The organism is Mesorhizobium sp. M2A.F.Ca.ET.042.01.1.1, from assembly GCF_003997405.1.
Classification (GTDB): Bacteria; Pseudomonadota; Alphaproteobacteria; order Rhizobiales; family Rhizobiaceae; genus Mesorhizobium.
In genome coordinates this window covers 1-24,278 of sequence record NZ_RZRX01000009.1, presented here as the reverse complement: position 1 = coordinate 24,278, position 24,278 = coordinate 1, and the positions used below count along the sequence as shown (strand labels likewise).

The 24,278-nt window shown below is 61.1% G+C and carries 14 protein-coding genes and 4 pseudogenes; 4 read left to right on the top strand and 14 right to left on the bottom strand.

Translation table 11 applies throughout. The annotated features are described in order from the left end of the window. Positions 1-13: 13 nt before the first annotated feature. The 11 genes and pseudogenes from trbJ to EOA23_RS36040 form a co-directional block, all read right to left on the bottom strand. Positions 14-739 (bottom strand): P-type conjugative transfer protein TrbJ, encoded by a 726-nt coding sequence (gene trbJ / locus EOA23_RS02850; RefSeq protein ID WP_024502854.1) that lies wholly within the window; start codon positions 737-739, stop codon positions 14-16. Further along, on the bottom strand, positions 736-3,186 hold the full coding sequence (gene trbE, locus EOA23_RS02845) for a conjugal transfer protein TrbE (protein WP_126057782.1): 2,451 nt from the start codon (positions 3,184-3,186) through the stop codon (positions 736-738). The genes trbJ and trbE overlap by 4 nt, the downstream gene beginning before the upstream one ends. Further along, entirely contained in the window at positions 3,180-3,452 is a 273-nt protein-coding gene (locus EOA23_RS02840) for a VirB3 family type IV secretion system protein (protein ID WP_024502852.1), read from the bottom strand. The genes trbE and EOA23_RS02840 overlap by 7 nt, the downstream gene beginning before the upstream one ends. Beyond that, on the bottom strand, positions 3,452-3,760 hold the full coding sequence (locus EOA23_RS02835; protein WP_126057781.1) for a TrbC/VirB2 family protein: 309 nt from the start codon (positions 3,758-3,760) through the stop codon (positions 3,452-3,454). The genes EOA23_RS02840 and EOA23_RS02835 overlap by 1 nt, the downstream gene beginning before the upstream one ends. 12 nt (positions 3,761-3,772) lie before the next feature. Beyond that, entirely contained in the window at positions 3,773-4,741 is a 969-nt protein-coding gene (gene trbB / locus EOA23_RS02830; RefSeq protein WP_024502850.1) for a P-type conjugative transfer ATPase TrbB, read from the bottom strand. After that, positions 4,738-5,151, bottom strand: a complete 414-nt coding sequence (locus EOA23_RS02825) for a CopG family transcriptional regulator (protein ID WP_095488561.1) — start codon at positions 5,149-5,151, stop codon at positions 4,738-4,740. Before EOA23_RS02825 ends, trbB begins: the two co-directional genes overlap by 4 nt. Positions 5,152-5,267: 116 nt before the next feature. Continuing rightward, a complete protein-coding gene (locus EOA23_RS02820) occupies positions 5,268-7,292 on the bottom strand; it encodes a conjugal transfer protein TraG (protein ID WP_024502848.1) in 2,025 nt (674 codons plus the stop codon). A 206-nt stretch (positions 7,293-7,498) separates the two neighbouring features. Then, positions 7,499-11,020, bottom strand: coding sequence for a Ulp1 family isopeptidase (locus tag EOA23_RS02815; RefSeq protein WP_245454737.1), 3,522 nt, complete (start codon positions 11,018-11,020; stop codon positions 7,499-7,501). An 833-nt stretch (positions 11,021-11,853) separates the two neighbouring features. Further along, positions 11,854-14,159 (bottom strand): annotated as a pseudogene (locus tag EOA23_RS02810) (prolyl oligopeptidase family serine peptidase). A 515-nt stretch (positions 14,160-14,674) separates the two neighbouring features. Next, a pseudogene (gene fni / locus EOA23_RS02805) lies at positions 14,675-15,598 on the bottom strand (type 2 isopentenyl-diphosphate Delta-isomerase); the annotation flags it as partial. Continuing rightward, a pseudogene (locus EOA23_RS36040) lies at positions 15,587-15,826 on the bottom strand (hypothetical protein); the annotation flags it as partial. The pseudogenes fni and EOA23_RS36040, both read right to left, overlap by 12 nt. Positions 15,827-16,137: 311 nt before the next feature. Between EOA23_RS36040 and EOA23_RS02800 the strand changes: the two are divergent. Genes EOA23_RS02800 through EOA23_RS02785 form a run of 4 tightly spaced genes read left to right on the top strand, consistent with a single transcriptional unit; the run spans position 16,138 to position 19,062 of the window. Continuing rightward, the gene (locus EOA23_RS02800) at positions 16,138-16,434 is read left to right on the top strand and encodes a DUF2604 domain-containing protein (protein WP_126057779.1); all 297 of its coding nucleotides are present in this window, start codon (positions 16,138-16,140) and stop codon (positions 16,432-16,434) included. Further along, positions 16,427-17,044, top strand: a complete 618-nt coding sequence (locus tag EOA23_RS02795; protein WP_126057778.1) for a putative metal-binding protein — start codon at positions 16,427-16,429, stop codon at positions 17,042-17,044. The genes EOA23_RS02800 and EOA23_RS02795 overlap by 8 nt, the downstream gene beginning before the upstream one ends. Further along, positions 17,041-17,529: a Mov34/MPN/PAD-1 family protein gene (locus EOA23_RS02790; protein WP_126057777.1), complete on the top strand. Its 489-nt coding sequence runs from the start codon at positions 17,041-17,043 to the stop codon at positions 17,527-17,529. The genes EOA23_RS02795 and EOA23_RS02790 overlap by 4 nt, the downstream gene beginning before the upstream one ends. Positions 17,530-17,532: 3 nt before the next feature. Continuing rightward, positions 17,533-19,062, top strand: coding sequence for an E2 ligase fold family C protein (locus EOA23_RS02785; protein WP_126057776.1), 1,530 nt, complete (start codon positions 17,533-17,535; stop codon positions 19,060-19,062). Between the two features lie 232 nt (positions 19,063-19,294). Here the strand turns inward: EOA23_RS02785 and EOA23_RS02780 are convergent. From EOA23_RS02780 to EOA23_RS02770, 3 genes and pseudogenes are all read right to left on the bottom strand, one after another. Continuing rightward, a pseudogene (locus tag EOA23_RS02780) lies at positions 19,295-21,763 on the bottom strand (S8 family peptidase). Positions 21,764-21,780: 17 nt separating this feature from the next. Then, positions 21,781-22,767: an ATP-binding protein gene (locus EOA23_RS02775; protein WP_126057775.1), complete on the bottom strand. Its 987-nt coding sequence runs from the start codon at positions 22,765-22,767 to the stop codon at positions 21,781-21,783. Between the two features lie 355 nt (positions 22,768-23,122). Beyond that, positions 23,123-24,278 (bottom strand): DUF3363 domain-containing protein (locus tag EOA23_RS02770; protein WP_127302831.1); only part of this gene is annotated, 1,156 nt, incomplete at its 5' end.

The window sequence follows — 24,278 nt, the reverse complement described above, 5'->3', positions numbered from 1 at the left end:
GATGAACTCGTGATTAATTGCCGGGATAAGCCGAGCCGGTACCCAAGAACCGCTTCGTCATCTCGCGGGCGGCTTCGTCTGACTGGGCCTTGCGGGCGGCATCCTCGGCCTCAGCTCGAAACTGCGTTGCGAGCAGCGTCTGGATCTGCATCTGCTGTTTTGTCGAAAGCGCCATCAGCTGGTTGGTGGCCTGGCTTGCCTGAAGCGCACCGGCCGCCCCTTGGCTGCGGTTGACGAGATCGGCGAGCAGATCGCCGTCGGCGCGGACGTTCTCGACGATTTGCGACTGGACACCCATGGTCTGGCGGAACGCCTGCATGGCGGTTTGCCAACGCTCCCGCGCAGCACTCGCCACATCGCTGACTTTGATCGTGGCGTCGTAGCTTTCCGGATATTGGCTGCGCCACTGGTCTTGAAGCTTGCCCAGATCAAAGCTGAGGCCACTCGCCTGGTCCATCAAGCCGTCGATGCGATGGAGCGAACCGGTGAGTTGGCCAACGGAAGAGAAATCCAGACGCTGAAGATTGCGCGCCATGTTCTGCAGCATGGTCGCCTGATTCTGCAGCGACTGGATTTGGTTGTTGATCTGCTCCAATGCGCGCGCGGCCGTCAGCACGTTCTGCGCATAATTGGACGGATCGAACACGATAAGGGCGTACGCGGGCTGCACATAGTCGGCCATAGGCTTGGCGATCAGGGAAACGGTGATCAGGCCGGAGAGAAGGCGTCGCCGCATCATGAGAATTGCTCCTTGTCTGGTTGAGGGAATTGCTTGAGAAGTTCGCCGGCCCAATCGAGGCCGCGCGCGATCAGGAACTGCGAGGCAAAGCTGCCTTGCCCGTCTTCGGACATGATCCTGTCGATCAGAGTCTGCGTGGCCGGATCGGAAGCACCGCAAAGCGCAAGAGCGATGGGGCCAAGCTCGAGCTCGAACAGACGGTTGCCGCGGCGCGATTGCAGATAATACTGACGCTTCGGCGTGGCGCGGGCGATCAATTCGATCTGCCGCTCGCTTAAACCGAAGCGCTCGTAGGCTGTGCGCGCCTGGGGTTCCACGGCACGATCATTGGGAAGGAAAATGCGCTGCGGGCAGCTTTCGATGATTGCCGGCGCTATGCCAGAGCCCGCGATATCAGCCAGCGACTGCGTAGCGAAGACAACCGACACGTTCTTCTTTCGCAGCACCTTCAGCCATTCGCGGATGCGGGCGGCGAACAGCGGATTGTCGAGATAGACCCACGCCTCGTCGAGCATGATCAGCGTGGGCCGTCCGTCGAACCGTTCCTCAAGTCGCTGGAACAGATAGGTAAGCACCGGCAGCAAAGCGCCTTGGCTGTGCATTAACTCCTCGGTCTCGAAACACTGCACATCCGACAAGGCCAGCCCATCATGATCGGCATCGAGCAGGCGGCCGAAGGGACCGTCGAGCGTGTAGGGCATCAATGCGGTCTTCAGCGCATTGGATTGAAGCAGGACCGAAAGACCGGTCAGTGTGCGTTCCTGCGCCGGCGCGGTGGCAAGGCTGGCCAGCGCTGACCAAATAGCCTCCTTCACCTCCGGCGTGACGGTGACGTTCTCGTGGGCAACAAGGCTGGCGATCCATTCGGCCGCCCAGCTTCGGCTAGCCTGGTCGTTGATGCTGCGCAGTGGCTGAAAGGCAAGGGAACCGTCCGCTCCTAGCGCGTGGTGTTCTCCACCCATGGCAAGTGTTGCAGCACGGGCCGAATTGCCTTTGTCGAAGACATAAACCTGGGCGCCGGCATAGCGCCTGAACTGCAGAGCAATCAGAGCAAGCAGAACCGACTTGCCGGCGCCGGTCGGACCAACAACCAGCATGTGGCCGACATCTTCGACGTGGGTGGAAAGCCGAAACGGTGTCGACCCACTGGTCTCGGCAACGAAAAGCGGTGGCGCTTCGGTTTGGGTGACTTTCGCGAGATGCTCGTTTGTCGCAGGACCGGCCCAAACCGACGACAGCGGCATGAGATGGGCAAGGTTCAATGTATGAACGAGCGGTTGGCGAACGTTAGCGTAGACATGGCCAGGCAATGAGCCGAGCCAAGCCTCGACCGCATTGACGCCTTCTCGGATCGTGGTGAAGCCGAGCCCATTGATGATGCGCTCGACCGCGCGAAGCTTCTCTGCAGCGGCTTGGCGATCCTCGCCCCACACCGTCACGGTGGTGGTGAGATAGCCGAAACTCACATGATCACCGCCCAATGCCTGAAGGGCTTCGTCGGCATCGAGCGCCTTGTTGTCGGCATCGTTATCGACAAGCGGGACCGGCTCGTTGGTAATGACCTCGCGTAGGATTGCCACGATCGATTTGCGCTTGGCAAACCACTGCCGGCGCAATCGCGTCAGCGTCTTCGTGGCTTCCGTTTTCTCGAGCGGAATGAAGCGCGTCATCCAGCGATAGGCGAAATCCTGATGATTGAGGGTATCGAGGATTCCGGGCCGGGTGAGGTTCGGAAAGCCGAGGATGGTCAGTGTGCGAAGATGCTGCTCACCCAGCATCGGCTCCAGGCCACCGGTAAGCGGCGCATCGACCAGGATTGCATCCAGATATATCGGCGTTTCCGGGGCCATGATAGGATGGCGACGAGGCGAAATCGTGCCGTGGAGGTAGGTCAACGTCTGAGCATCATCGAGGACGCGTACTTCGGACATGAAACCCGAGAAGAGATCGAGCACGCGGTTGGTCTCGTCACGGAACCTCGCCAGATCCTGGCGCCAGTCTCTTTCTCCTCGGGAATAATGAGAGTCGACGAGCGCGCTTTCTGCGCGCGCCTGGGCGTCCGGCGGTGGCATAAACACCAAGGTCAGATGATAGCGGCTCTCGTAGTGCGCTACCTTCCCCTCGAAAGCAGCGCGGCGTTCTTCGTCGACCAGCCACGACGCGGCGTCAGGAAAATGCGAGTTCGGATAGCCCAGCGCTTCTGTGCGCTCGGCCTCAAAGAACAATGCCCAGCCAGAGCCAAGGCGTCTGAGAGCATTGTTCGCCCGGGCGCAAATGCCGACGAGTTCAGCCTCCGTCGCACTTTCGAGATCCGGGCCGCGGAACCGCAACGTCCGCTGAAAGCTGCCGTCCTTGTTGAGCACGATGCCGGGCGCCACCAAGGCAGCCCAGGGTAGATGGTCGGCAAGCCGGTCGGCTTTGCTTCGATATTCCGAAAGGTTCAGCATGCAAGCCACCCCTTCAGACGTAGGTGGCGCACAAGCACGCTGGCGAAGTCCGGATCGCGTCTTGCGGCAAACACCGCTAACGAGTGGCCTGCGATCCAAAGCACCAGACCAGCAATCCATTGCTGCAAGCCGAAGCCAATGGCCGCGGCCACTGTACCGTTGAGGATCGCCACCGCGCGCGGAGCCCCGCCGAGCAGGATCGGCTCGGTCAGCGCCCGGTGGACCGGTACTGCGAAGCCCTCGATATGCTGCTCCCCGGCGGCCATCAGACGAGCGCCCCACCACCGAAGGAGAAGAAGGAGAGGAAGAAGCTCGATGCCGCGAAGGCGATTGACAGACCGAAGACGATCTGAATCAGGCGCCGAAAACCACCGGCGGTGTCGCCGAAGGCAAGCGTCAGGCCGGTGGTGATAATGATGATCACCGCAACGATCTTGGCGACCGGTCCCTGCACGGACTCCAGGATCTGCTGCAGCGGCTGCTCCCACGGCATGCCGGAGCCGGCGGCATAAACCGGGGCCGTGTTAAGAAACGCGAGCGCTGTGGACGAAAGAAAGCGAAGCTTCTTGCGCATGAGGAAGGCCTTTCAAAGCTGCTGGAGTTGCGAAAGCGTGAGCGGGGCAACGGCGTAATCGCCGCTGCCGTCGAGACCGGTGACCTCGGCGATTGCGTCGATGTGGCGCGACGAGCCGCGTCCCGCTATGAAGACGATCAGATCTATCGCCTCAGCGATGAGCCGGCGGGGAACGGTGACCACCGCTTCCTGGGCGAGTTGCTCAATGCGATAGAGAGCCGAGCGCGCGGAATTGGCGTGTACGGTAGCGATGCCGCCTGGGTGCCCGGTGTTCCATGCCTTCAGCATGTCGAGCGCTTCCGCGCCCCTCACCTCGCCCACGATGATGCGGTCCGGCCTGAGCCTCAGCGTCGAGCGCACGAGATCGGCAAGGGTGACCGAGCCCCGCCTTGTTCTCAGGGCAACGCAGTCCCTGGCCGCGCACTGCAGTTCGCGTGTGTCCTCGATCAGGATCACCCGATCGTCGCATTCGGCGACTTCAGCCAGCAGAGCGTTGGCGAGTGTTGTCTTCCCCGAGGAAGTGCCGCCGGCGATCAGCATGTTGCGCCGCTCGCGGACGGCCTTTTTCAGCGCATCGGCCTGCAGCGGCAGCATGATGCGTTCGGCAACATAGTCGGCCAGGGTGTAGACTTTCGCGGCGGGCTTGCGGATGGCAAAACATGGCGCCAACACCACAGGTGGCAGCAGGCCTTCGAAGCGTTCGCCAGACGGCAATTCGGCACTGACGATCGGGTTGTCGGCGTGCGCCTCGGCGCGCACGTGCGAAGCAACCAGGCGGATGATACGTTCTGCCTCGGACGGGTGCATGTGAACGTCGGTATCGACCCGACCTTCGCCTAACCGGTCGAGTCGCAGCGCGCCGTCGGGATTGACCATCACCTCGATGACGGACGGATCGGCCAGGGCTTCGGTGATTGCCGGACCCATGGCGGTGCGCAGCATGACACGCCGCCGGTGGTCGGCCTCGGGATGAGAGCTCATCCTTCCCCTCCCCCACCATTGTCTTTGCTAAGCGACTTTTTGCCGGAAGCGATCTGGCGGCCGACCTTCTCAACGAATTTCTCGAAACGCTCTTGGGCAATAGCCTGCGTTGCCCGATCCGGGACCGGCGTGTGGGCGTGAAGGGTGATCGAAAAGCGGATGAAGAGCGCCAGGCTCTCCAGGATCACCTCGGAATCGCGCCTGACGTGGGCAAGATCGCGGGAGAGCCGGTCAAGCCTTACGCCGTAGCGCCGATCGAACTCGCTCTCGCCACGCCGCTCGATGAACGCCTCGATCGCCTTCGCCACGATCGCTGATTTGGTCGTTGACGGATCGCGACTGAGGTTGTCCAGTTTCTCGCTGAGCTCCGGCTCAAGCAGAAACTGATGGCGAATGCGGTGCGGCTTCATGCGGCTCGTTCCGACGGCCCGGCGTTGCGCCGGCGACGGGAGAAGCATCGGCCAGACGCTCAAAATTGCTTATGGCCGTTATCTACGCTGAGGTGCGCTCTGCAACTCAGCGGACTTCAGAAGCCGGGAATGACATCGTCGCCCCTGCCCTCGTTGATACCGTAGGCGCGGGCCGCAGTGGAAATCCGATCCATGACACGCTTGTCCGCGAGCGCTTCGCTGTCATCGTCTGCGGGCTTGTACAGATCGGCCTGATCGGGCTCTTGAGAGACAACAACGTCTTCTTCGGGCAGGCTTGGATGGCGTTGCTGCTGAACGCCTCCCTCGTCTTCAACTGGCGCGTCGGCGCTTTCCTCGTCCGCAGCAAGTCGGCTATCGACGCTGCACACTTGTCCAGTCCAGCCGTCCGGGCGTGATGCAGGGCAGTCCGCATAGGGTCCGTCGTGCAGCACCGGCGCAGGCAGCACCCGATCTGTGAAATTCTGATCCTGATAATAGCGCAGCTTCTTGGCGCGGATCGGCGGCAACCCAGAAACCAGGACCAATTCGTCTGACGGCGGCAATTGCATCACCTCGCCTGGCGTCAGGAGCGGGCGCGCGGTTTCCTGGCGGCTCACCATGACATGTGAAAGCCAGGGCGCAAGCCGATGGCCCGCATAGTTGCGCATCGACCTAAGTTCGGTTGCGGTGCCGAGGGCATCCGAGATGCGCTTGGCCGTGCGTTCGTCATTGGAGGAAAAGGCAATTCGCACGTGGCAATTGTCGAGAATAGCATTGTTCTCGCCATAGGCCTTTGAAACCTGGTTCAAAGATTGTGCGATCAGATAGGAGCGAATGCCATAACCTGCCATGAAGGCGAGCGCCGTTTCGAAGAAGTCGAGGCGACCGAGCGCCGGAAACTCGTCCAGCATCATGAGCAGCTGATGCTTACGGCTCTTCTTCGGGTCCCCCTCCAGACGCTCCGTCAACCGCCTGCCGATCTGGTTCAAGATCAGTCGCACCAAAGGCTTGGTGCGCGAGATATCCGAAGGCGGCACGACCAGATAGAGCGACAGCGGTCGCTCTCCATCCACTAGGTCAGCGATGCGCCAGTCGCAGGACGAAGTGGCCGCCGCGACCGTTGGATCACGATAAAGCCCAAGAAAGGACATGGCGGTCGAGAGGACGCCTGAGCGCTCGTTTTCCGACTTGTTCAGGAGTTCGCGAGCCGCCGAGGCCACTACGGGATGGACCTGAGGGTTATGCCCCGTCCCGAGATGGTTTGTCGTCATCATCCGCCGTAGCGTTGCGGCAAACGAGCGTTGCGGGTCCGACAGGAAGGTGGCGACGCGGGCTAGCGTCTTGTCCTCTTCAGCGTAGAGCACGTGCAAAATGGCGCCAACTAGGAGTGAATGGCTGGTCTTCTCCCAGTGATTCCGTCGCTCCAGCGCGCCCTCGGGATCGACGAGGATGTCGGCGATGTTTTGAACGTCCCGGATCTCATCTGGGCCTTTGCGCACCTCCAGCAGCGGGTTGTAGCGTGCCGATCTCGGGTCGGTCGGATTGAACAGAAGGCAGTACGAGAATTTCGACCGCCAGCCGGAGGTCAACTGCCAATTTTCGCCTTTTATATCATGAATGATGGCAGACCCGGTCCAGGAAAGTAGCGTTGGAACAACCAGCCCCACGCCCTTGCCCGAACGCGTCGGCGCAAATGCCATGACGTGCTCCGGGCCGTCATGGCGCAGATAGCGATCGTTCAGCCTACCGAGGAAAACGCCCGCCGGCCGTAACAACCCTGCCGTCTCGACCTCATGAGTCGTGGCCCACCGTGAAGACCCATAGGTCGTAACCGACCCGCGCTGTCGCGCGCGCAAAAGCGAGCCTGCGATTGCGGCGGCACAGCCCAGGAATCCGCTGGCGCCTGCAAGCGTACCGGCTTTGTCGAAGACCTCCGGCGCATAAGCATCGAAGTGGAACCACCATTCAAACAGCTTCCACGGCTTGTAGATTGGCCAGCCGGCGAAGAGAAACCATGGTGCGCCGAGAGGCGTCTGGTAGGTCAGCATTTGAGCGCACCATTGGGTTGCCGTCCATACGCCGATAATGACAATTGCGCACACAACGGCGATCTGCCCGATCAGTAGCTTCGTAGGTGTCATCGGCTTGGCCCGCTGAACAACGCGACCTAGCATCGCGCGGTGCAGCCGGGACAGGAATGTTCCTCACATACGATTTGGGAGCAATGAACGACTTCCTACTATGCAGGTCGGTCAGCACGCGTGTTGCGCCTTCACGCGACACCATCCTCTCCATTCACCCTGAGGCCCGGCGCCGCCGACAGTTGCGTGACCGCTCCTCCGCAAAGTTATCTTCTGCGTTCAGGGAGCCAGGGCGCCTGGGCTGGCTGATGAACACCGTCCGCTCGCGCATGTGGGGTCGAATTGATTTGTGCCCAAGTGGAGGCAGGCTCATCATTCAACAGTTGCCGCAGTTCCCCTGGCTCGAACGCCATCATTGGTGGGGAGGCAGGCTCGTCTTCCAACAGTTGCCGCAGTTCCCCTGGCTCGAACGCCATCATCGGTGGGGAAGCGGGTTCATCCTCCAACAGCTGCCGCAGTTCCCCTGGCTCGAACGCCATCATCGGTGGGGAAGCGGGTTCATCCTCCAACAGCTGCCGCAGTTCCCCTGGCTCGAACGCCATCATTGGTGGGGAGGCAGGCTCGTCCTCCAACAGTTGCCGCAGTTCCCCTGACTCGAACGCCATCATTGGTGGGGAGGCAGGCTCGTCTTCCAACAGTTGCCGCAGTTCCCCTGACTCGAACGCCATCATTGGTGGGGAGTCAGGCTCGTCTTCCAACAGTTGCCGCAGTTCCCCTGGCTCGAATGCCATCATCGGTGGGGAGGCGGGTTCATCCTCCAGCAGCTGCCGCGGCTCTTCCTCGTGCGGCAAGCGCCTCCTTAGCCGGTCTTGCAGCGCCTGCCGATCGGCAACGAGGTTGTCGAGGGGCAGCGGCTCGTGGTCTGGCCGCTGCCCTTTCACCAATCGTTCAACCAGCGCCCACGTGCCCTCCAGGACAAATACGCCGCAATCATAATGGTTCGTCTGTCTGGCCATGGGGGCTGGCGCCAAGGTAGCATTCAGCAGTCCTGCGAGCTGTTTTGCAGGCACGTCGTTATATCCCTCTCGCTGGAGGGAGTCGTAGTGATAGGCGAACCGCCTTTCGGGGTCGCGGCGATCAACGAGCAGCAGCGACCAATGGGTGCCGGGGCTAGTAGCCGTGCCATTATTCACTGGCAAGAACAGGAAGTCGGCTGTGGCGTTGTTTTGATTATAGATGGACTGCAATATGCCTCGAGCGTCTTGCGGCGACGTGTGTCGCAGTAGATGGGATACGGAAGGATCCACCAGCCGAGTCCGGGCAGCGAGCGCCGGATTGATCCCCTGCAGTTGCCGCTCCAGCAAATTGTAATCTCTCTGGACATGGGCGTCGCTCAGCCATTCGGCGGCGCCGAGCACCCGCCCCGTTGCAACGTTGGACGGGGCTGTCGGATCGAGCGCCCCGATCTGAGCCCCAGAGGAACTGGTCGTCAGTGTGGTCACATCAACCAGTGGAAGGCCGCGGTAGGTGCCTGGCAGCTTAGCGGTTGCTGGCGAGGCGGGTTGGGGAGCTCTTGCCGGTGCCGCTGGCCCAGCTTCAGCAGCGGCCCCAACGCGCCTGGTGACTGCGTCTGCCGGATGAGCAGCAAGGACAGTTTCGCGCCCGAGCACAATGCGCGGCAGGATATCCCGGAGGTGAGCCAATGCAGAACCGATACTTAGTCTATTACCATAGGAGACAGCCTTGAAGCTCTCAACATCTTTATCCAGCGATTTGTCGTGAATCCGAGCGGCAATCCCAGGCTTGTTATTTTGACGCAGATACTGGCTAAAATGTCTAAGAAAATTTGTATAGCCGCCCACGGTATCTGGATTCCGTCCGGTCGCAGGCGCTGCCAGGTACTCCTTGGTCGAAGCGGCTCTGTAATCTCTAATGAGCTCGGCATCGTCAGGATAGGGGATCACGAGAGGGCGACCCATAATCGGGGCTCCGCTTGTCGACTTCTTGAGGTAACGCAGTGCGCCAGCCACGGTGGAGGAACCACCCGTACTCTCGTACTCCTTGAGATCCTGATCCAGCGACGAATGGTAAAGCCGAGCAGCAAACCCTGGCTTGTTGTTTTGAAGGAGCCACCGACTAAAGCCGAAAAGAGAATTTACATTGAAAGTGACCGTGTTCGCGCTGGCCTTACCCGCGTGGAATGCTGCCCTCAGCCCTTCGATAGCGGTCGCATCGTTGGAATAGACAGGACGCTTGTCGGAACCGTTGGGGACTACAATTGGACGATCCGGCTGCACTGTCGAGGACATCGAACCACCACCTCCGGGATGCGGTGCTGGGGTGGATTCGTGTTCATCCCTCTGCCTGACGAGCTGCGCCTCAGATTCCGGTGTAGCCACCTTATGAGGATCCTGCATCGGTTCGATCCCCTCCATCTCCTGCTGCAACCAAGCCAAAGCTTGGCGAGCGGCGGCTTCATCAACCGCGGAGGATGTCTCCACACCTCTGGCGGACGCCGGCAGAGCCTGCTCCGCCCGCCGTCGAAAGAGCTCTGGCGAGGCGGATTTCTCCGCCCACAATCTGGGCTGCGTAGCGAGTCCCCGTCCAGATTTATGTGGCACCGCCTCGCTTGGCAGCGGGCTGCTCCTGTCCCGTGCAGCTACCAGCCCCTCCGGGGCGCCCTGGTCGCCGTGGCGCCAGTTCAAGTGAGGGACGGCCTCTCCAAAGTCGGGTGCTTGGTGTTGGTGCGCGGTTGGGGCGAGAGACAATGGTAGATCGGTGCCCTCCTTATAACCTACCGGCAGGAGCTCCTCTGGCCAATCGAATCCCTGCTGTGGTGCGGTATGCTGAGCAGCGTCGCCACGGGGACGAGCCTCCATGCTGACCGCGTTTTCCAGATGACTCCCGAGTATAACGCGCGGCGGGTGCTTGCGGATATAAACCAGTGCAGATTCGATCGGAGCTCCACGAGTAGAGGAGGCGGCCTTGTAGCTCTCAACATCTTTATCCAGCGATTCATCGTAAATCCGGCCCGCAATCCCGAGCTTGTCATTTTGACGTAGGTAATGACTGAAATGGTTAAGAGCAGTTGCGTAGCCGCTCGCGGATCTGAAATGTCTAGTGAGCGCGGCGTCGTCAGGATGGGGGTTCAGGACAGCGCGACCCACAATCGGGGCGGCTCCGCCTATCGGCTTCATCAGTTGACGCAGTGCGCCAGCCACTGTGGAGGAACCACCCCTACTCTCGTACTCCTCGAGATCCTGGCTCAGCGACGGATGGTAAAGCCGAGCAGCAAACCCTGGCTTTTTGTTTTGAAAGAGCCAACGACTAAAGCCGAAAAGAGAATTTGCGCTGCGAGTGACCGTGTCCGGCCTGGCTTTACCCGCAAGGAGTGCAGACTTCAGCCCTTCGATGGCGGTGGCATCGTTGGAATAAACAGGACGCTTGTCGGCACCGTCGGGGGCCACAATTGGACGATCCGGCTGCACTGTCGAGGGCATCGACCCATCGAGATGCGGCGCTGGGGTGTATTCGTGCTCATCCCCCTGCATCGCGAGCTGCGCCTCCCGTTCCGATGTACCCACCTGATGGGCAGGGAGTTGCATCATCGCGCGAGCGCCTGAGTCACCAACCTGACCTGGTTGCCGCTCAGTGACAGCATGCTGCAGATTGCTTTGGATCCTCTGCCTCTTCGTTGGTCTCAACTCACCTTTGCCATGCGAGCCATTGACGAGGACATCCTCGCCTGGTGCACTCATCAACTCATCCGCCGCCTGCAATTCGCCCAAGTGCTGCTCAAAACCGGCTTGGCCGGCTTGTCCGCTTGCTCGTGCGGTACGGCGTGCTGCACCTGCAGCCAAGCTGCTACGATGAATGTCCAGTTTGTACGGGTGCACGCTAGCCTCACTTCCACAGATCACATGAGCAACCTACTCAGGCAAGCTTTCGAAAGGCTGACGAGGTCCGCCGCCGCGGAAGGCGAAGGCTGGTTTTCTGCTCAGCGGTTGACGGCCTAGCGTGTTGCGGCCGCGCCGGGTATCACGCCAATCAATCTGAATAGTCGATGCGTCAAACGAACCAGGATAGGATTTTCGTAGCGGGGCTGCTCTACTCACTCTTGTCCTGAGGTAGAATTCAACCATATCGCCGAGCAACTGGATGCCGATTGGATACCCGATCCGGAAAGCTTCAGCTCATATGTGACGCGAGGATGAGAATCGTGGCAGCTCCAGACCGACGGGCTGCCACCCACAGCGGCGATGACCGACGAGGGTCTTCTATTGCCAAGGTAATCGTCCGTTCGGGGACCTATGTGTTCCTATGCTCGTCGAGCGGATCGGGTGGGCCGCACCGCCGTAGCGTTACGGCGAGCGGAAGCGGCGTTGGGTGCGGCTTTTCCCCTGAACGCTTCACACCAGGCTGATAGGGGATCTTGCAATCGCACACACGCGGTCTGCAGGCGTGCCTATCAAGCAGTTTGCTCAGACCAACGTCGCGGCGAGCCTATCCTCAATACGCAGCGCAAGTCCTAGACTCCACGATCGTCCTTCGGTGCAGATTTGCTCGCGCCTCGCCCTGATTACAGCCGATAAGGCGAGCTAACAATTGCAAGAGCCACAAGCTACTCCAGCTCGATCGGTTTGCTGTTCCAGTCGGGCGGGGTCTGACCGAGAATGTTGCGAACGAAGAAGTCTAGGAGTTTGCGCTCGGTGTAGGTGCCTAGAGTATGGTGATTGGCACCAGGAACGTAGACAATGTCAAAATCTTTTCCTGCCTTGATGAGTCGATCGGCAAGCTGGAACGAGCAAAACGGATCGACATTATCATCCATTTCGCCGACCGCGATCATCAGCTTGCCCTGCAGCCTGTGAGCATTGTCAACGGCGGAGGATTGCGAATATTCAATGCCGACCGGCCACCCCATCCACAGTTCATTCCACCAGGTCTTGTCTATCCTGTTGTCGAAGCAGCCGTTTTTGGCGACGGCGACCTTGTAGAAATCGGGGTGAAAGAGCAGCGCGCTGACTGCACTCTGGCCGCCGGCGGATGCGCCAAAAATGCCGACGTTGGATATGTCGTACCATGGATATTGCGCGGCCGCCGCCTTGTGCCACAGAATGCGATCGGGAAATCCTGCGTCCTTCAGATTCTTCCAAGCAACATCATGGAAGGCGCGGGAGCGGTTGTTGGTGCCCATGCCGTCGATCTGAGCAACGACGAAGCCCAGCTGCGTGAGCGGCTCTGTCCACCGCGAGAAGGATTTTGGGACGAAGGAGCCGTGGGGTCCAGCATAGATATTCTCCACAACCGGGTATTTCTTCGTCGGGTCGAAGTTGGCTGGCAGGTGGAGCACACCCCAGATGTCAGTTTTGCCGTCGCGCCCCTTGGAATGGAAACTGAGCGGCGGCTGCCAGCCTGCGGCGACGAGCTCGGAAATGTCGGCCGTCTCGATCTGCTGGAGCTTGGCATTGTCGCTGGCGCGGTAGAGTGCCATGCGCGGGGGCAGATCGATGCGTGACCAGAGATCGACATAATAGCGCCTGTCAGGCGAGAACTCGATATGGTGGTTGGCCGGTTCGGGCGTCAGTGCAGTCAGTCCCTTGCCGTCAAAGCCGATGCGGTAAGCATGGACCCAATAGGGGTCCTCCTGCGAGTTCATCCCGCTCGCCTCGAACCAGATCTGACGCTTCACCGGATCGACATGGTTGACCCTCCGGACGACCCACTCACCTCGGGTGATCTGGTTTTCGAGCGCGCCTGTCCGGCCGTTGAAAAGATACAAATGCTCATACCCGTCGCGCTCTGATGCCCAGATGATCTCCTTCCCGTCATCGACATCGTAACGGAAGATTTTTCCGGCATCCTCCTGGCCATGCCCCAGCGGCAAATAATCCACGAATGTCTCGCTGGTCTCATCGATCAGGGAGCGCCCGCGGCCCGAGGCGGCGTCTACCTCGACCAAGCGATAGAGCTGATGCCCGCGCTGGTTATATTCGAAAGTGAAGCCGCGGCTGTCCGCCCACCACCGGAGAGGGGAAAGTTCGAAGACGTTCGAGAAGAGGGCACCGTCAATCACGATCTGGCGCCGGCCGGCAATGTCGAACAGGACTGGTTGGGGCAGCGGAAGGACATCGCCCGGCCTGGATAGAATATTGTTGAATATTCCCGCTCCAACTGGTCCGTCGATGAATTGAGGTAGCGGACCTCTCGCCTATAGCCGGGGCGAACAAGGTAAGCGGCGAGGTGGCGCGAGTCCGGCGACCAGCTCAGCGTCGAAAAGACGTAGCAATTGCCTTCGGCTCCGTCCCGGCTCAGAGGAACATCCTGCAATCCGTCCTCGCTGCGCAGGAAAACGTTGCAGTTCTTGATATAGGCGATCCATTTGCCGTCGGGCGACGCGTTGCTCTTGTCGGGGTTGTTCTCCGCTGGCGGCGTGTAGCGGTGGCTGAGCTCCCTACGGTCCCCTTTCCTTGCATCGAATGTGGTGCTGGTACAGTCATAGCTTGCAAGGTCGCAGCTCCACCGGGTGTCTTCAATCTGGAAGTCGAGCCTGCGACCATCCTCACTCAGTTCGAAACGGTCGAACGGAAGATTGCCGGCTTGATAGCTCTCATGGCTCACCTTGTTTAGCGCTGCCGCCAGACGCGCCTGATCGAAAGCGGGCCGCTTGAAACCCGTGGCAGCATCGACCTGCATGAACTGCTGCTCGCCGTGGCTAGTCCGGCGGTAGACGAAGGCTTCACCCCCGGTCAGCCAGAAAGGCATTTTGGGGACATTGACAGTGAGCCCGCCATATCGATCGTTGATCGTAAGTGCGCGCTTGAAATCGGCCGGCGCTAGCGTCGGGTGTAAACTTTTCGAACCCTTGGCCAGCGTCTGAGTTGCCGATCGCCATGCCGCGCGCGTCAAAGCGCCGATCCTGGACATACCTGTTCACTTCTTTCGGTTTTCGGAATGCTAATTTTGAAGTTGGGTTCTCGTCGCCGGTCTGCAGCAGCGCCGAGCGTCGCCTTGGAGGAGAGCCAGCACGCGGGTGCAGCCAGGCACGCGCAACAGGGGCGCTCCTTGGACATCCAGGCACTGGTTCGGGTGCCGATTGAAGAGTTGGCGTCCGTCGCCGAAACAACCAGGAAAGAGCGTCCATGCAGCCCTGACGCGACTATTTCCCCGCGAGTATGGCCGCTTGCTTTTCTGCATCATCTGAAAGGTCCTGCTCTAGTCGGGCCGGATGTCACCCCGGCAGATTGTGCTATTTCGACAATCTCCGAGCGATTGCCGCCGGCCCATGACGAGGTTTACCGATAGGGCGCAATATGCGTGCCAAAGGAAAAGCGGTTTAATACACGGCAATCCGCCTATGTCGCATCCCCAACATCGTCGCACACCGGACAATGCCGGACGATATTGTCCCGGGGCGTCAAATTGGTTTGATGGTGACCCAACAACTGGCGGATGACGATCTCGAAATGCGCGACAACGGCCTCGGTGGACACTGTCGCCGCGCCCAGCACGCTGGCCGCCTGCCCGGCGATGTCCGCGCCCAGGCGGATGGCCTTGGCCACGTCGACGCCATCGCGGATCCCGCCCGACGCGATCAGCTTCACCGTTGGCAGCGCCCGACGCACCGCCTGCACGCTGGTCAGGGTGGGAATCCCCCAATTGGCGAATGACATCGCCACTGCACGGTCGGCGGCATTGCGGGCGCGCTCGCCCTCCACTGCGGCCCAACTGGTGCCGCCGGCGCCGGCGACATCGATTACCGCCACGCCCGCCTCGACGAGCGCACAGGCCACCGAGGCGGACAGGCCGCCCCCACTTCCTTGGCCACGATCGGCACGCCCACGATGCGCGCGGCGCCAGCGATCAGCGCCAGGACGCCGCGCCAGTCGCGGTCGCCCTCCCGGCTGTACCGCTTCCTGCAGCGGATTGAGATGGACGATGAGCCCATCGGCCTCCAGCGCGTCCACCGCGCGACGCGCCAGGTCCAGGCCGTCGGCCTCCCGCAGTTGCGCGGCGCCGATATTGGCCAGCAAGGGAATGTCTGGCGCCAGGCGGCGCAGCGCGCGCGTTAGCCCCTGGGAGTTACGGGATTGCAGGCTCACACGCTGCGAACCGCACATGGCGATCCGCAAGGCTTGCGCTGCCTCGCTCAAATGCCGGTTGATGGCCTCGGCCCGTGGCATGCCGCCGGCCATAGAGCTGATCAGCAGCGGCGCGCGCATAGCCTTGCCCAGCAGCGAGGCGCGCAGGTCGATCTGCGTCAGGTCCAACTCGGGCAGTGCGCAGTGTTCGAAATGGATGTACTCCCAGCCAGCGGCCACCGTGGCCGGCGCCGTTCGCCGATCCAGCACCAGCGAAGCGCGCAGCTGAGCGCAGCCCTCGAATCCGGAGAGAACGCACGGTACGCCGTGCCCCAGCGCCTGCTCCACGGCGGCGAGCTGCTCCGGCGCGATCAGGCCAACGTCGTTGCAATCGTCTAGCCAGAACAGCAGCGCCAGTTCGCGATAGAACGCCACGATCAGCGTTTCGTTCTGCGGATCACGGCCGGTGCGGGCGCTGGTGTCGCGCAGGCTCGGGTGAATGCGTTGCAGGATTGGGGGACGCGTGACGCAGTCAAAGCTCCCCTTGCCAAGCACGGAGCAGGCGAGTGAGAGAGCAGATGAATAGGCGTGTCGCCAATATTTTCGCATTGCTATAATCGATTATAGTTGTGAGGAGCAATTTGAGACCATTTACTTGCGGCTCAAGTCACCCATAAAAGAAGGCAAGCACCGATTCGGTAGCTTATCCCCTGTCTTTCGCGTACTCGCGGCCGTGGCGCCGGGTGAACGATTGAAGACCGCCGGTCTCACTCGCAGGTGGGCGCCAGGGCGTGGGACGGTTGGCAAGCCACAGGAGTAGGACAATGTCGAAGGATTCGGGTAAGGGCGATAATCACGGCGGCGGGCCGGGCAAGATCGAGATCACGATGGTGGTGAACGGCCAGCCCACGCAGGTCGAAGCCAATCCCAACCAGCCGCTTCACGTCATTCGTACCAAAGCCCTTGAGAACACGCAGAATGTCGCCCAACCAGCCGAGAATTGGGAATTGAAGGATGAGGCCGGCAACTTGCTCGACGTCGACAAGAAGCTTGGCGATTTCGGTTTCCCGAATACTGTGACCCTGTTCCTCAGCCTGAAGGCGGGCGTCGCAGGTGCCTAAACCCCAAAGTGTGGATCCGGAGGTCTCCCGAGCGAAGTTTGATCGGGAGATCGGCCGGTTCCGGCCATATGCTGATGTCTATCGGGCTCAGGGCTGCTTCTTGATCGAGGCGACCTTTCCGCGCGCTTTCTTCATTTTCGCAAGCCTCAAGTTAAAACCACGGGTGATCAGCGCAGCGAGCGAGGTCGACTTCACCGACTACGACTTAAGACCACCGTCCGTGGTCTTCGTCGATCCGTTTACGCGTCATCCGATTGCCCGGAAAGATCTATACCTGAAAATGCTTAGACGTCCGCCGCTGCCCGGAACGCCGCCGGAGATGATAGGAGCTCTCATCCAGCAGAACGCCGTGCCGCTGACGGACTTCATCCAGGCCAACAGTCCCGAGGACGAACCATTCCTGTGCATGGCGGGCGTCCGGGAATACCACGACAATCCAGCCCATTCAGGTGATCCATGGCTACTTCATCGGGGTTCTGGCGAAGGCTGTTTGGCCTTCATCCTGGACAAGATCATCAAGTACGGAATCATTCCTATAGAGCAGTTGCAGATTCAACTCCCACCGGCAATCGTAGGAATGGTGGTATCCCCTCAGGCGATACAAGAATGACTGGTTTGAGAGATGTAACGATCGTGACTCTCCCGCGCGGCTGCATCTCGACCACGCATGGGCATCTGCGCTCAGTTGGTCGCGAAGGCAATGAGGGGATGGCGCTCTGGGTCGGCGTTCAGCAAGACCGGCACTTTGCCGTAACAGAGACGGTTATCCCGGCGCAGCGTCACATTCGGACAAACGATGGCGTTTGCGTGATCGTTGCGGCCGAAGAACTGCACCGGCTCAATGTCTGGCTCTACAAAAGCGGCCTGAAACTCTTGGCCCAGATTCACAGCCATCCGGGCCGCGCCTACCATTCGACGACGGACGACGCTTATGCGGTTGCTACCACGGTTGGGTGTCTGTCGCTGGTAGTGCCGAATTTCGCCCGCGAGCCTTTCGATTTTGCTCGGGTCGCCGCCTATCGGCTTGACGAAAAGGCCAAATGGAATGCGCTCCCTCCCGCGGCACTGTCGCGAATGATCATGATATCGAGTTGAACAATGGCATTCGCTAACTTCATCGATCGTGCCGCCACGGCGGCATCTCAGGTCCTGGCCGATTTTCATCTGGGAGACTTCAAAGCAGCTCTTGAAAAGCAGGTCGTGGCAGTCGCCTTCGACCATCAGGCCGCTTCCTGCGCCGAAGGCCAGGCGACACTAGATCTTGCGGTGAGATTGCTCGCTAGGCTCTACCCGGTTCTGGCGATACTCCCGCTGGACAGCGCGGCGAGCTCTCAAGCCCAAGCGCTGGAGCGCTTGGCAAAGTCGATCAATCCAAAAGTCGGCATCCGGCGTTCCGGCAAGTCTGCCACCGTCTGCGTCGTTGCAGGGGTAACGCGCCCATCACTCCGGTGCCCGATCTTTTTCGTGGGATCGGACGGTTGGGCGGCAAAGCTGTCGCGTACGGACCCGGTGGGCTCTGGCCCAAGTCTGCTGCCTTTTGGAGCTGGCGCCGCCAGTTGCTTCGGCGCCGCCAACGTCTTTCGAACTATCTTCGCCGCCCAGTTGACCGGCGCCGAGTTGGACGAAACCATCGACCTCTCGCTATGCAGCTACGACAAGACCAAAGCCGGGGAGGCTGGCCCGATCGACTTCCCAGTCGACCTTGGCGAAACCCACCTCGTTGGGCTCGGTGCGATAGGCCATGGCTCGCTTTGGGCGCTAGCGAGACAACCCGATCTCAAGGGTCGTCTGCATGTAATCGATCACGAAGCGATCGAACTCTCAAACCTGCAGCGCTACGCATTGGCCGGCCAGGCGGAGATTGGTATGTCCAAGGCGGTTCTTGCAGCCACCGCCCTTAGATCGACTGGCCTTGAGGTCGAGGCGCACCCTCTGACGTGGGCAGAATATGTTGCGCGCCGGGGCAATTGGGTCTTAGACCAAGTGGGTGTGGCGCTTGACACCGCCGCCGACCGTCTGGCTGTCCAAGGTGCACTGCCGCGATGGATCGCAAACGCTTGGATGCAGGAGCACGATCTCGGTATCTCCCGGCATGGTTTCGATGACGGCCAGGCTTGCCTTTGTTGCATGTACCTGCCATCCGGAAAATCCAAGGACGAGCACCAGCTGATTGCCGAGGAACTCGGAATACCGGAAGCACACGAGCAGGTGAAAACGCTCCTGCAGACAAATGCCGGAGTTCCCAACGACTTTGTAGTTCGCGTGGCTACAGCGATGGCTGTGCCGTTTGAACCGCTAGCCCCGTTTGTCGGCCAGCCCCTGCGCTCCTTTTATCAGCAGGCTATCTGCGGCGGTCTGGTGTTCCAGCTTAGCGAAGGAAGTCGCCGCGTTCGAACTGTGGTTCCGATGGCCTTTCAGTCGGTGCTTGCCGGGATTATGCTTGCCGCGGATTTGGTCAAGCATAGTGCGGGGTTTCCCATGAGCCCGACGACGAGCACTCGGGTGAATCTTCTGCGCCCCCTTGGCTCTCACTTGCACGATCCGAAGGCCAAGGACTCCAGCGGCCGCTGCATCTGTAGCGACGACGATTTCATTGCCGCTTACAGGCGCAAATACGGAGCGCGTTGATCAGGTAAGCGATGTCTCGGCCGCCTAAGCAGACGCGCACCTCTCCGTAGACGCAGGGGGCGCGGCTTGTGGGCGTGACCATGGGCGCCATTATGACACGCTTGGCCCGCTCCTTTGCCGGCCTATCGTCCTCCGCGCATGATCCCGTGCCGACGTGATGATCCAGCACCAGCCGCCATGGCACCAGAGGCTGGTCAAACCTCCGTTGTTGGCCGGTTTGGACAGTGCTGCATCAGGTCTCGACCGACGTCTCGACAGTCAGGGCTGCTTCGACGGGTGTGAAGATGTCAACATCGACCCCAGGCGCCCGAATCGTCACAATCAGGGCGTACCGAGCCAGAGCGTCGACGCGTTCCAGGTAAGGCTTCTCCTTCCACCAGCCCCCGACCGGGAACACGCCGATCGCGTCACGCTCGGCGAGATCGGCGGCGCTGCCCGACCAGAAATCGGCGTGCAACGAGCCGCGATCGCGGAAGGTGCCGAGCAGCCACTCTTCTCCGCCTCCAGCAGGCGCCCCTTCCTCCTCGTCCCGAGCGGCCTGATTGATGCGGGCTCGGAATTCGTCGACTGTCTCGGTCGCTGACTTTACTCTGAACCGAAGACCATGGGACGCGTAACGATGCCGGCGGGTCCATCCGCGTTCACCGGGGTTGGGTTCGATGAAATAGGACAGCGTGACGCGGAGCTCGACCTGGGCAGCGCCGAGCGCCGCGAGCTGCTCCTTCGGCCAAGGCAGGCGATGCAGCTTCATGTCACGCGTTTTGGCAGCCGCGCCGCCCTCGCGCTGGAAAGGCTGAAGCTCATCTTCAACGATAAGCGTGAGGTCGTTCACCGTTGACAGAAGCGCGCGCCCAAGATCTGGCACGCCGTAACCATAGCGCCGCACGAGCGCCTGGATCTCGCCCTTCGCTCCGTTGCACGCATCGATGCGTGCGCGCATCGCCGGAGTCCATTCGGCCGAGTGGACGATCAGGGCGCGAACCGATTCAGGCCACAGCTCGGGGCGCGCTGATAGAATTAGTCCCGCCATCCGTGCGGCATGGGCCGTTGCCGCGCTCGTATCTCCGAGGGTGGTGAAGTGGCGCAGTTCGGGTCGACAGAAAGTGGTCAATATCTGCAGATCGTCGATCGGCTCGCCGGGCAACACACCGTCATGGGCGAGATTGCCGCCTTCGAAGACGACCTCGGGCTTCACCGGCCACTGCCTGTCCCAAACGACCGAAGTGCGACTGCGCGGCGAGAGCTCGCCGACCGGCGCGATCGGAGCGTAGCCCGAAAAGTCGGTGTCAATGATATCGACCTTTTCTGTGAAAGCGCCGACCGTCAGCGCATTCCAGGCCTGAGAAGGATCATCGACTGCTTCCAGATCGTTGCGCGTCAAATGCTCGGCCGGCATGAGGTCATCGCCGATGTTGCCGGCAGAGAGAACGATCAAGCGTCGCTGTTCCTCTTCGAAACAGAGTTGGTCGATAGCGGCAGACCACGATGTGGGCCTTCCACGCGCCGGACTGGCGCTTGTCACAGCCATTGCGATCGCGCGGCGGCGCTCCGGCGCCTGCACCTCGGCGCGGGCGATCGCTTCCGCGGTGATCGCGCCATAGAGTTCTGGATCGTTTGCCTCGTCTTCTGGCGGAAGGATACGAACACTCTCCAGCCGAAAGGGCAATGGAACTGGATCGCCTCCGACCAGGAGCGGGACCAGATCACCGTACAGGCCGACACCTGCCATTCGCGTCCCGTGGCCGCTCCACGCAGGTGTGTCGTCGCTGCCCCATGCCGGTTTGACGGTGTGCCAGTCTTAAACGGCAAGTGCGGGTTCGATCAACGGGTGGGTGCGACGCACGCCGCTGTCGAGAATGCAGACCGCAATATCGGATTGAGGCGGTCTGACGCGCCCGAGAAGCTCGTCGCTCCAGTCCCTTTGCTCCGCGCCGCCAAGGCCCAGGAAGAAGGACGGCGTATCCTTCGCGCGCCGCAGCTCGGCGACGACATCGCTGTGCGCAATCATGCGGTCGAGCATTGCCGTGCTGGCGAGGGCCAGCATGACCACCCGCTCCGGAAACCTAACCGCATGCGTGCGCAAAGTGATGTTCAGGGCTTCGGCAATGTGCTCGAAGTTCTCGCGGCGACCGTCGCGCAGCCAGACTTCCCACCACACCTGCTCGTCAGCGGCCTGGGGGAAGAGGTCGTCGTGGTCGGTAAACAACGATCGTGCAGTCGCCAGCCTGACTGTCTCCATGCGGGAGACGAGCGGCTCGTTGCGCGGTCTGCCGCGGTCAGTATCAACGTCTCGATACGCCTCGACTTTCCGCAAATAATAGGCTTGCGCGCTTTGCGGCAGGAACACCGACGCTGTGATGGGAGCACCGGGTTGAGTTGGCTCATGGACGGCGACCAGCTCCATGTGCTGGCGACGATCGGCCAACTGGTCGAGGGCCGCCCGTCCGGACATGGGCAGATCGATCGCGAGGTAAAAGCCAGGCGTGCCGACCGACAGCTGGGGGTCACGCGCCGCAATCTGCTGGCGTGCACTTTCGACCGCTTGTTCGATGGATTGCGTCAAGGCCGCAGCATGCGACGCCCGATCACGCGCCGGCAGCGGCGGTGCATGTATAAGTTGGTTGGGCCGCCGATAGGCTTCCCGAATGCCGTTGTTGCGAAGGTGGATATGGGCGCGGTCGCGCGGAAAATCGTCTGCCATTATGATCTGTGCTGTCGCTACTCAAACAGCGACGCCTGCCGGCGTTCCTTCAGAGCGTCGATGAGCGCTTCCGAGGTGATCCGCTTCCCCCCCCGCAATATGATGGTTTTTGCAGCGTCGTCGGCCGCGCGCGTGATCTCGGCCTGCGACAGTCTCTCTGCCTGAGAGATCGCCTCGTTCCAGGCAAGCCCTCTGGTGTCGAAGCGGTCGAGTCGAGCCCGAAGCAGCGCCTCTATAATCGGCCGATCGGGCACGGCGTATTCGATGACATCGTCGAAACGGCGGAACAAAGCTCTGTCGAGCAGCTCGGGATGATTTGTTGCCGCAATAATCAGGCTGTGGCTGTCGTCTTGCTCGAGAAACTGCAGAAACGAATTCAGCACGCGCCGAATCTCGCCAACATCCTGGCGTTCGCCTCGACGCGCGCCGATGGCATCGAATTCGTCAAAGAAGTAGACGCCCCGCGTCGCCTGCATTGCATCAAAAACAAGCCGCAGCTTTCCGGCAGTCTCTCCCATGAACTTGGTGATCAAACCATCGAGGACGATCGTGAAAAGGGGCAGATGAAGCTCCCCGGCCAATGCCGATGCGGTCATCGTCTTGCCTGATCCTGGCGGGCCGACCAGAAGCAGTTTGCGACGGGGAACAAGCCCGTGCTCGCGCAAGCTTGCTTGTTGGCGCTGCTCTCCCAGCACGCGGTGCAGGCGCGAGCGCAGACTGTCCGGCAAAATCATGTCGGTCAGTCGCAGGTCCGGATAGCGCACATGCAGGAGCCCTGCGAGCTCGCCCTTTGGCTGAAAAAGGGGAACCGGCCGACTGCTCTTGACAATCCGGGCGTCCCTGCTCTTGGCTGCGTCGACCAGATCCTTGAGCTCCTGAGCAAGCTTACCATGGCCTTGACGTGCCTCATGCGCAGCAAGCTGCATCGCGATAGAGAGGAAACGATCCTCGTCGCCGGCAATGTGGCTTTTAAGCAGCGTCACGATATGGCGGGCCGTGGTCATGGCTCTCTTCTGGGGTATCCGTTTACTTGGCGAAGCGCATGCAACCTAAACGCTTTCAACGGCGATTTGTATCGCGCAATGGTGTTTTTTCTCTTGTCGATGTTCGCCCGTGGCAACTTCAGCGGTGAACTGTTGCGCCGCGGTCATAGGCCAGCCGGAATAACGCCGGCCAGCAGACAACAGTCCGCATCTTCGAGCGCTCGAAGTCTGGCCACTCACGCAGCGTGTCGGGTCCGAACGCTCCAAAGCCGCCCCGCCTGGCAGGTCCATGCGACCGATTGCGGGCGTGCGGCCATAAGGTCTACGCGGGCTCGCATGGCTGCCCGCGCCGCTGGCTAAAAAGCTGTACACCATCTCACGAAACACCAGGTCCGCTCCTTTGCCGGCCGACGGTCCATGAAATCCCCTCCCCACTTACGACACCGGAGACCTCCTTGCCCACATGGCGCTCAAGCACCGGCCGCCATGGCACCAGCGTGAACTCGCGCGACTTTTCAACGACGGCATATTTTCCGCTGGCAAGCTCGACGGAGCGGCGGAGCGTACCCTCTACTCGTCCTCCGGATCGCGCTTCGGCATAGGGCAGGCCAAGTTCCTCCGACAGTTGGCCAGCAACACGGTTCAGTTCTCGCTGGCGCAGGATCGAAAGCATGTTGGCTCGATAGACGATCCCATCCTGTTCTTTATGCGCGAGGCCTTGCGCGATCAGCCACTGCCGCCGGCGAGCTTGCGCCTCTCTCACGTCGCGGCCGAAGCCGGATCCGTGCAAAGGCTCGGGTCTATCGGCAACCAGCTCCCGGTCGAGCCAGGTGGCGCCGTTGAAGCTGACCTGTCGCTCCAGCGCCATTGAGGAGAGCTTGTCGGCAACGACAGGCTCGGCCCTGGCCCGCTGGCCCTCATAATTCGCGACGCGATCGAGATGGTCCGGCGCGATGAGCCAGGTGCCGTTCGGCTCTCGCTCGACGCCGCCGGTCGCGCGGCGGATCGCCTCCAGCCGCCGCACATGCGTTCGCGCAAAGCTCTCGGTGGCGGATGGGTCATGCTTCAGGTGCATATCGACGTCGTAACGGCCGCCATGCGCGGCGGCGATTTCGGCGATGGTACGATCGACCTGCCTCGGCTCGGTGTTCCTTGGCGCGACACGCACGATGCAGCCATTAGGCATCGTTTCCATCGCCTCGCCTCTACCGATGTTGATCCAATGGCTCTTACCGTCGACGGCGTCGACGATCATGTAATGGCGGTCATTGATCTCGTCGGCCAGTCCACGCGCGACAACGCGACCGACGAGAGACTGGACGGGCTCGCCGGATCGATCGTGGATCACCCAGTCGGCGGCCCTGCGGGCAAGCCCCTTGCCGGTCAGTTCGCGGTGCATGGTCTTGATGATGTCGCCGCGTTCGCCGGTGCGGCGCAGCGTGGCTTCGAGCTCATCGTCGAGGCGCCAGGAGCCAGCGCCGACCTCCGCGGCCAGACCCATCCGCTCGAGCTTGCGCAGCCGTCCCTGGTGC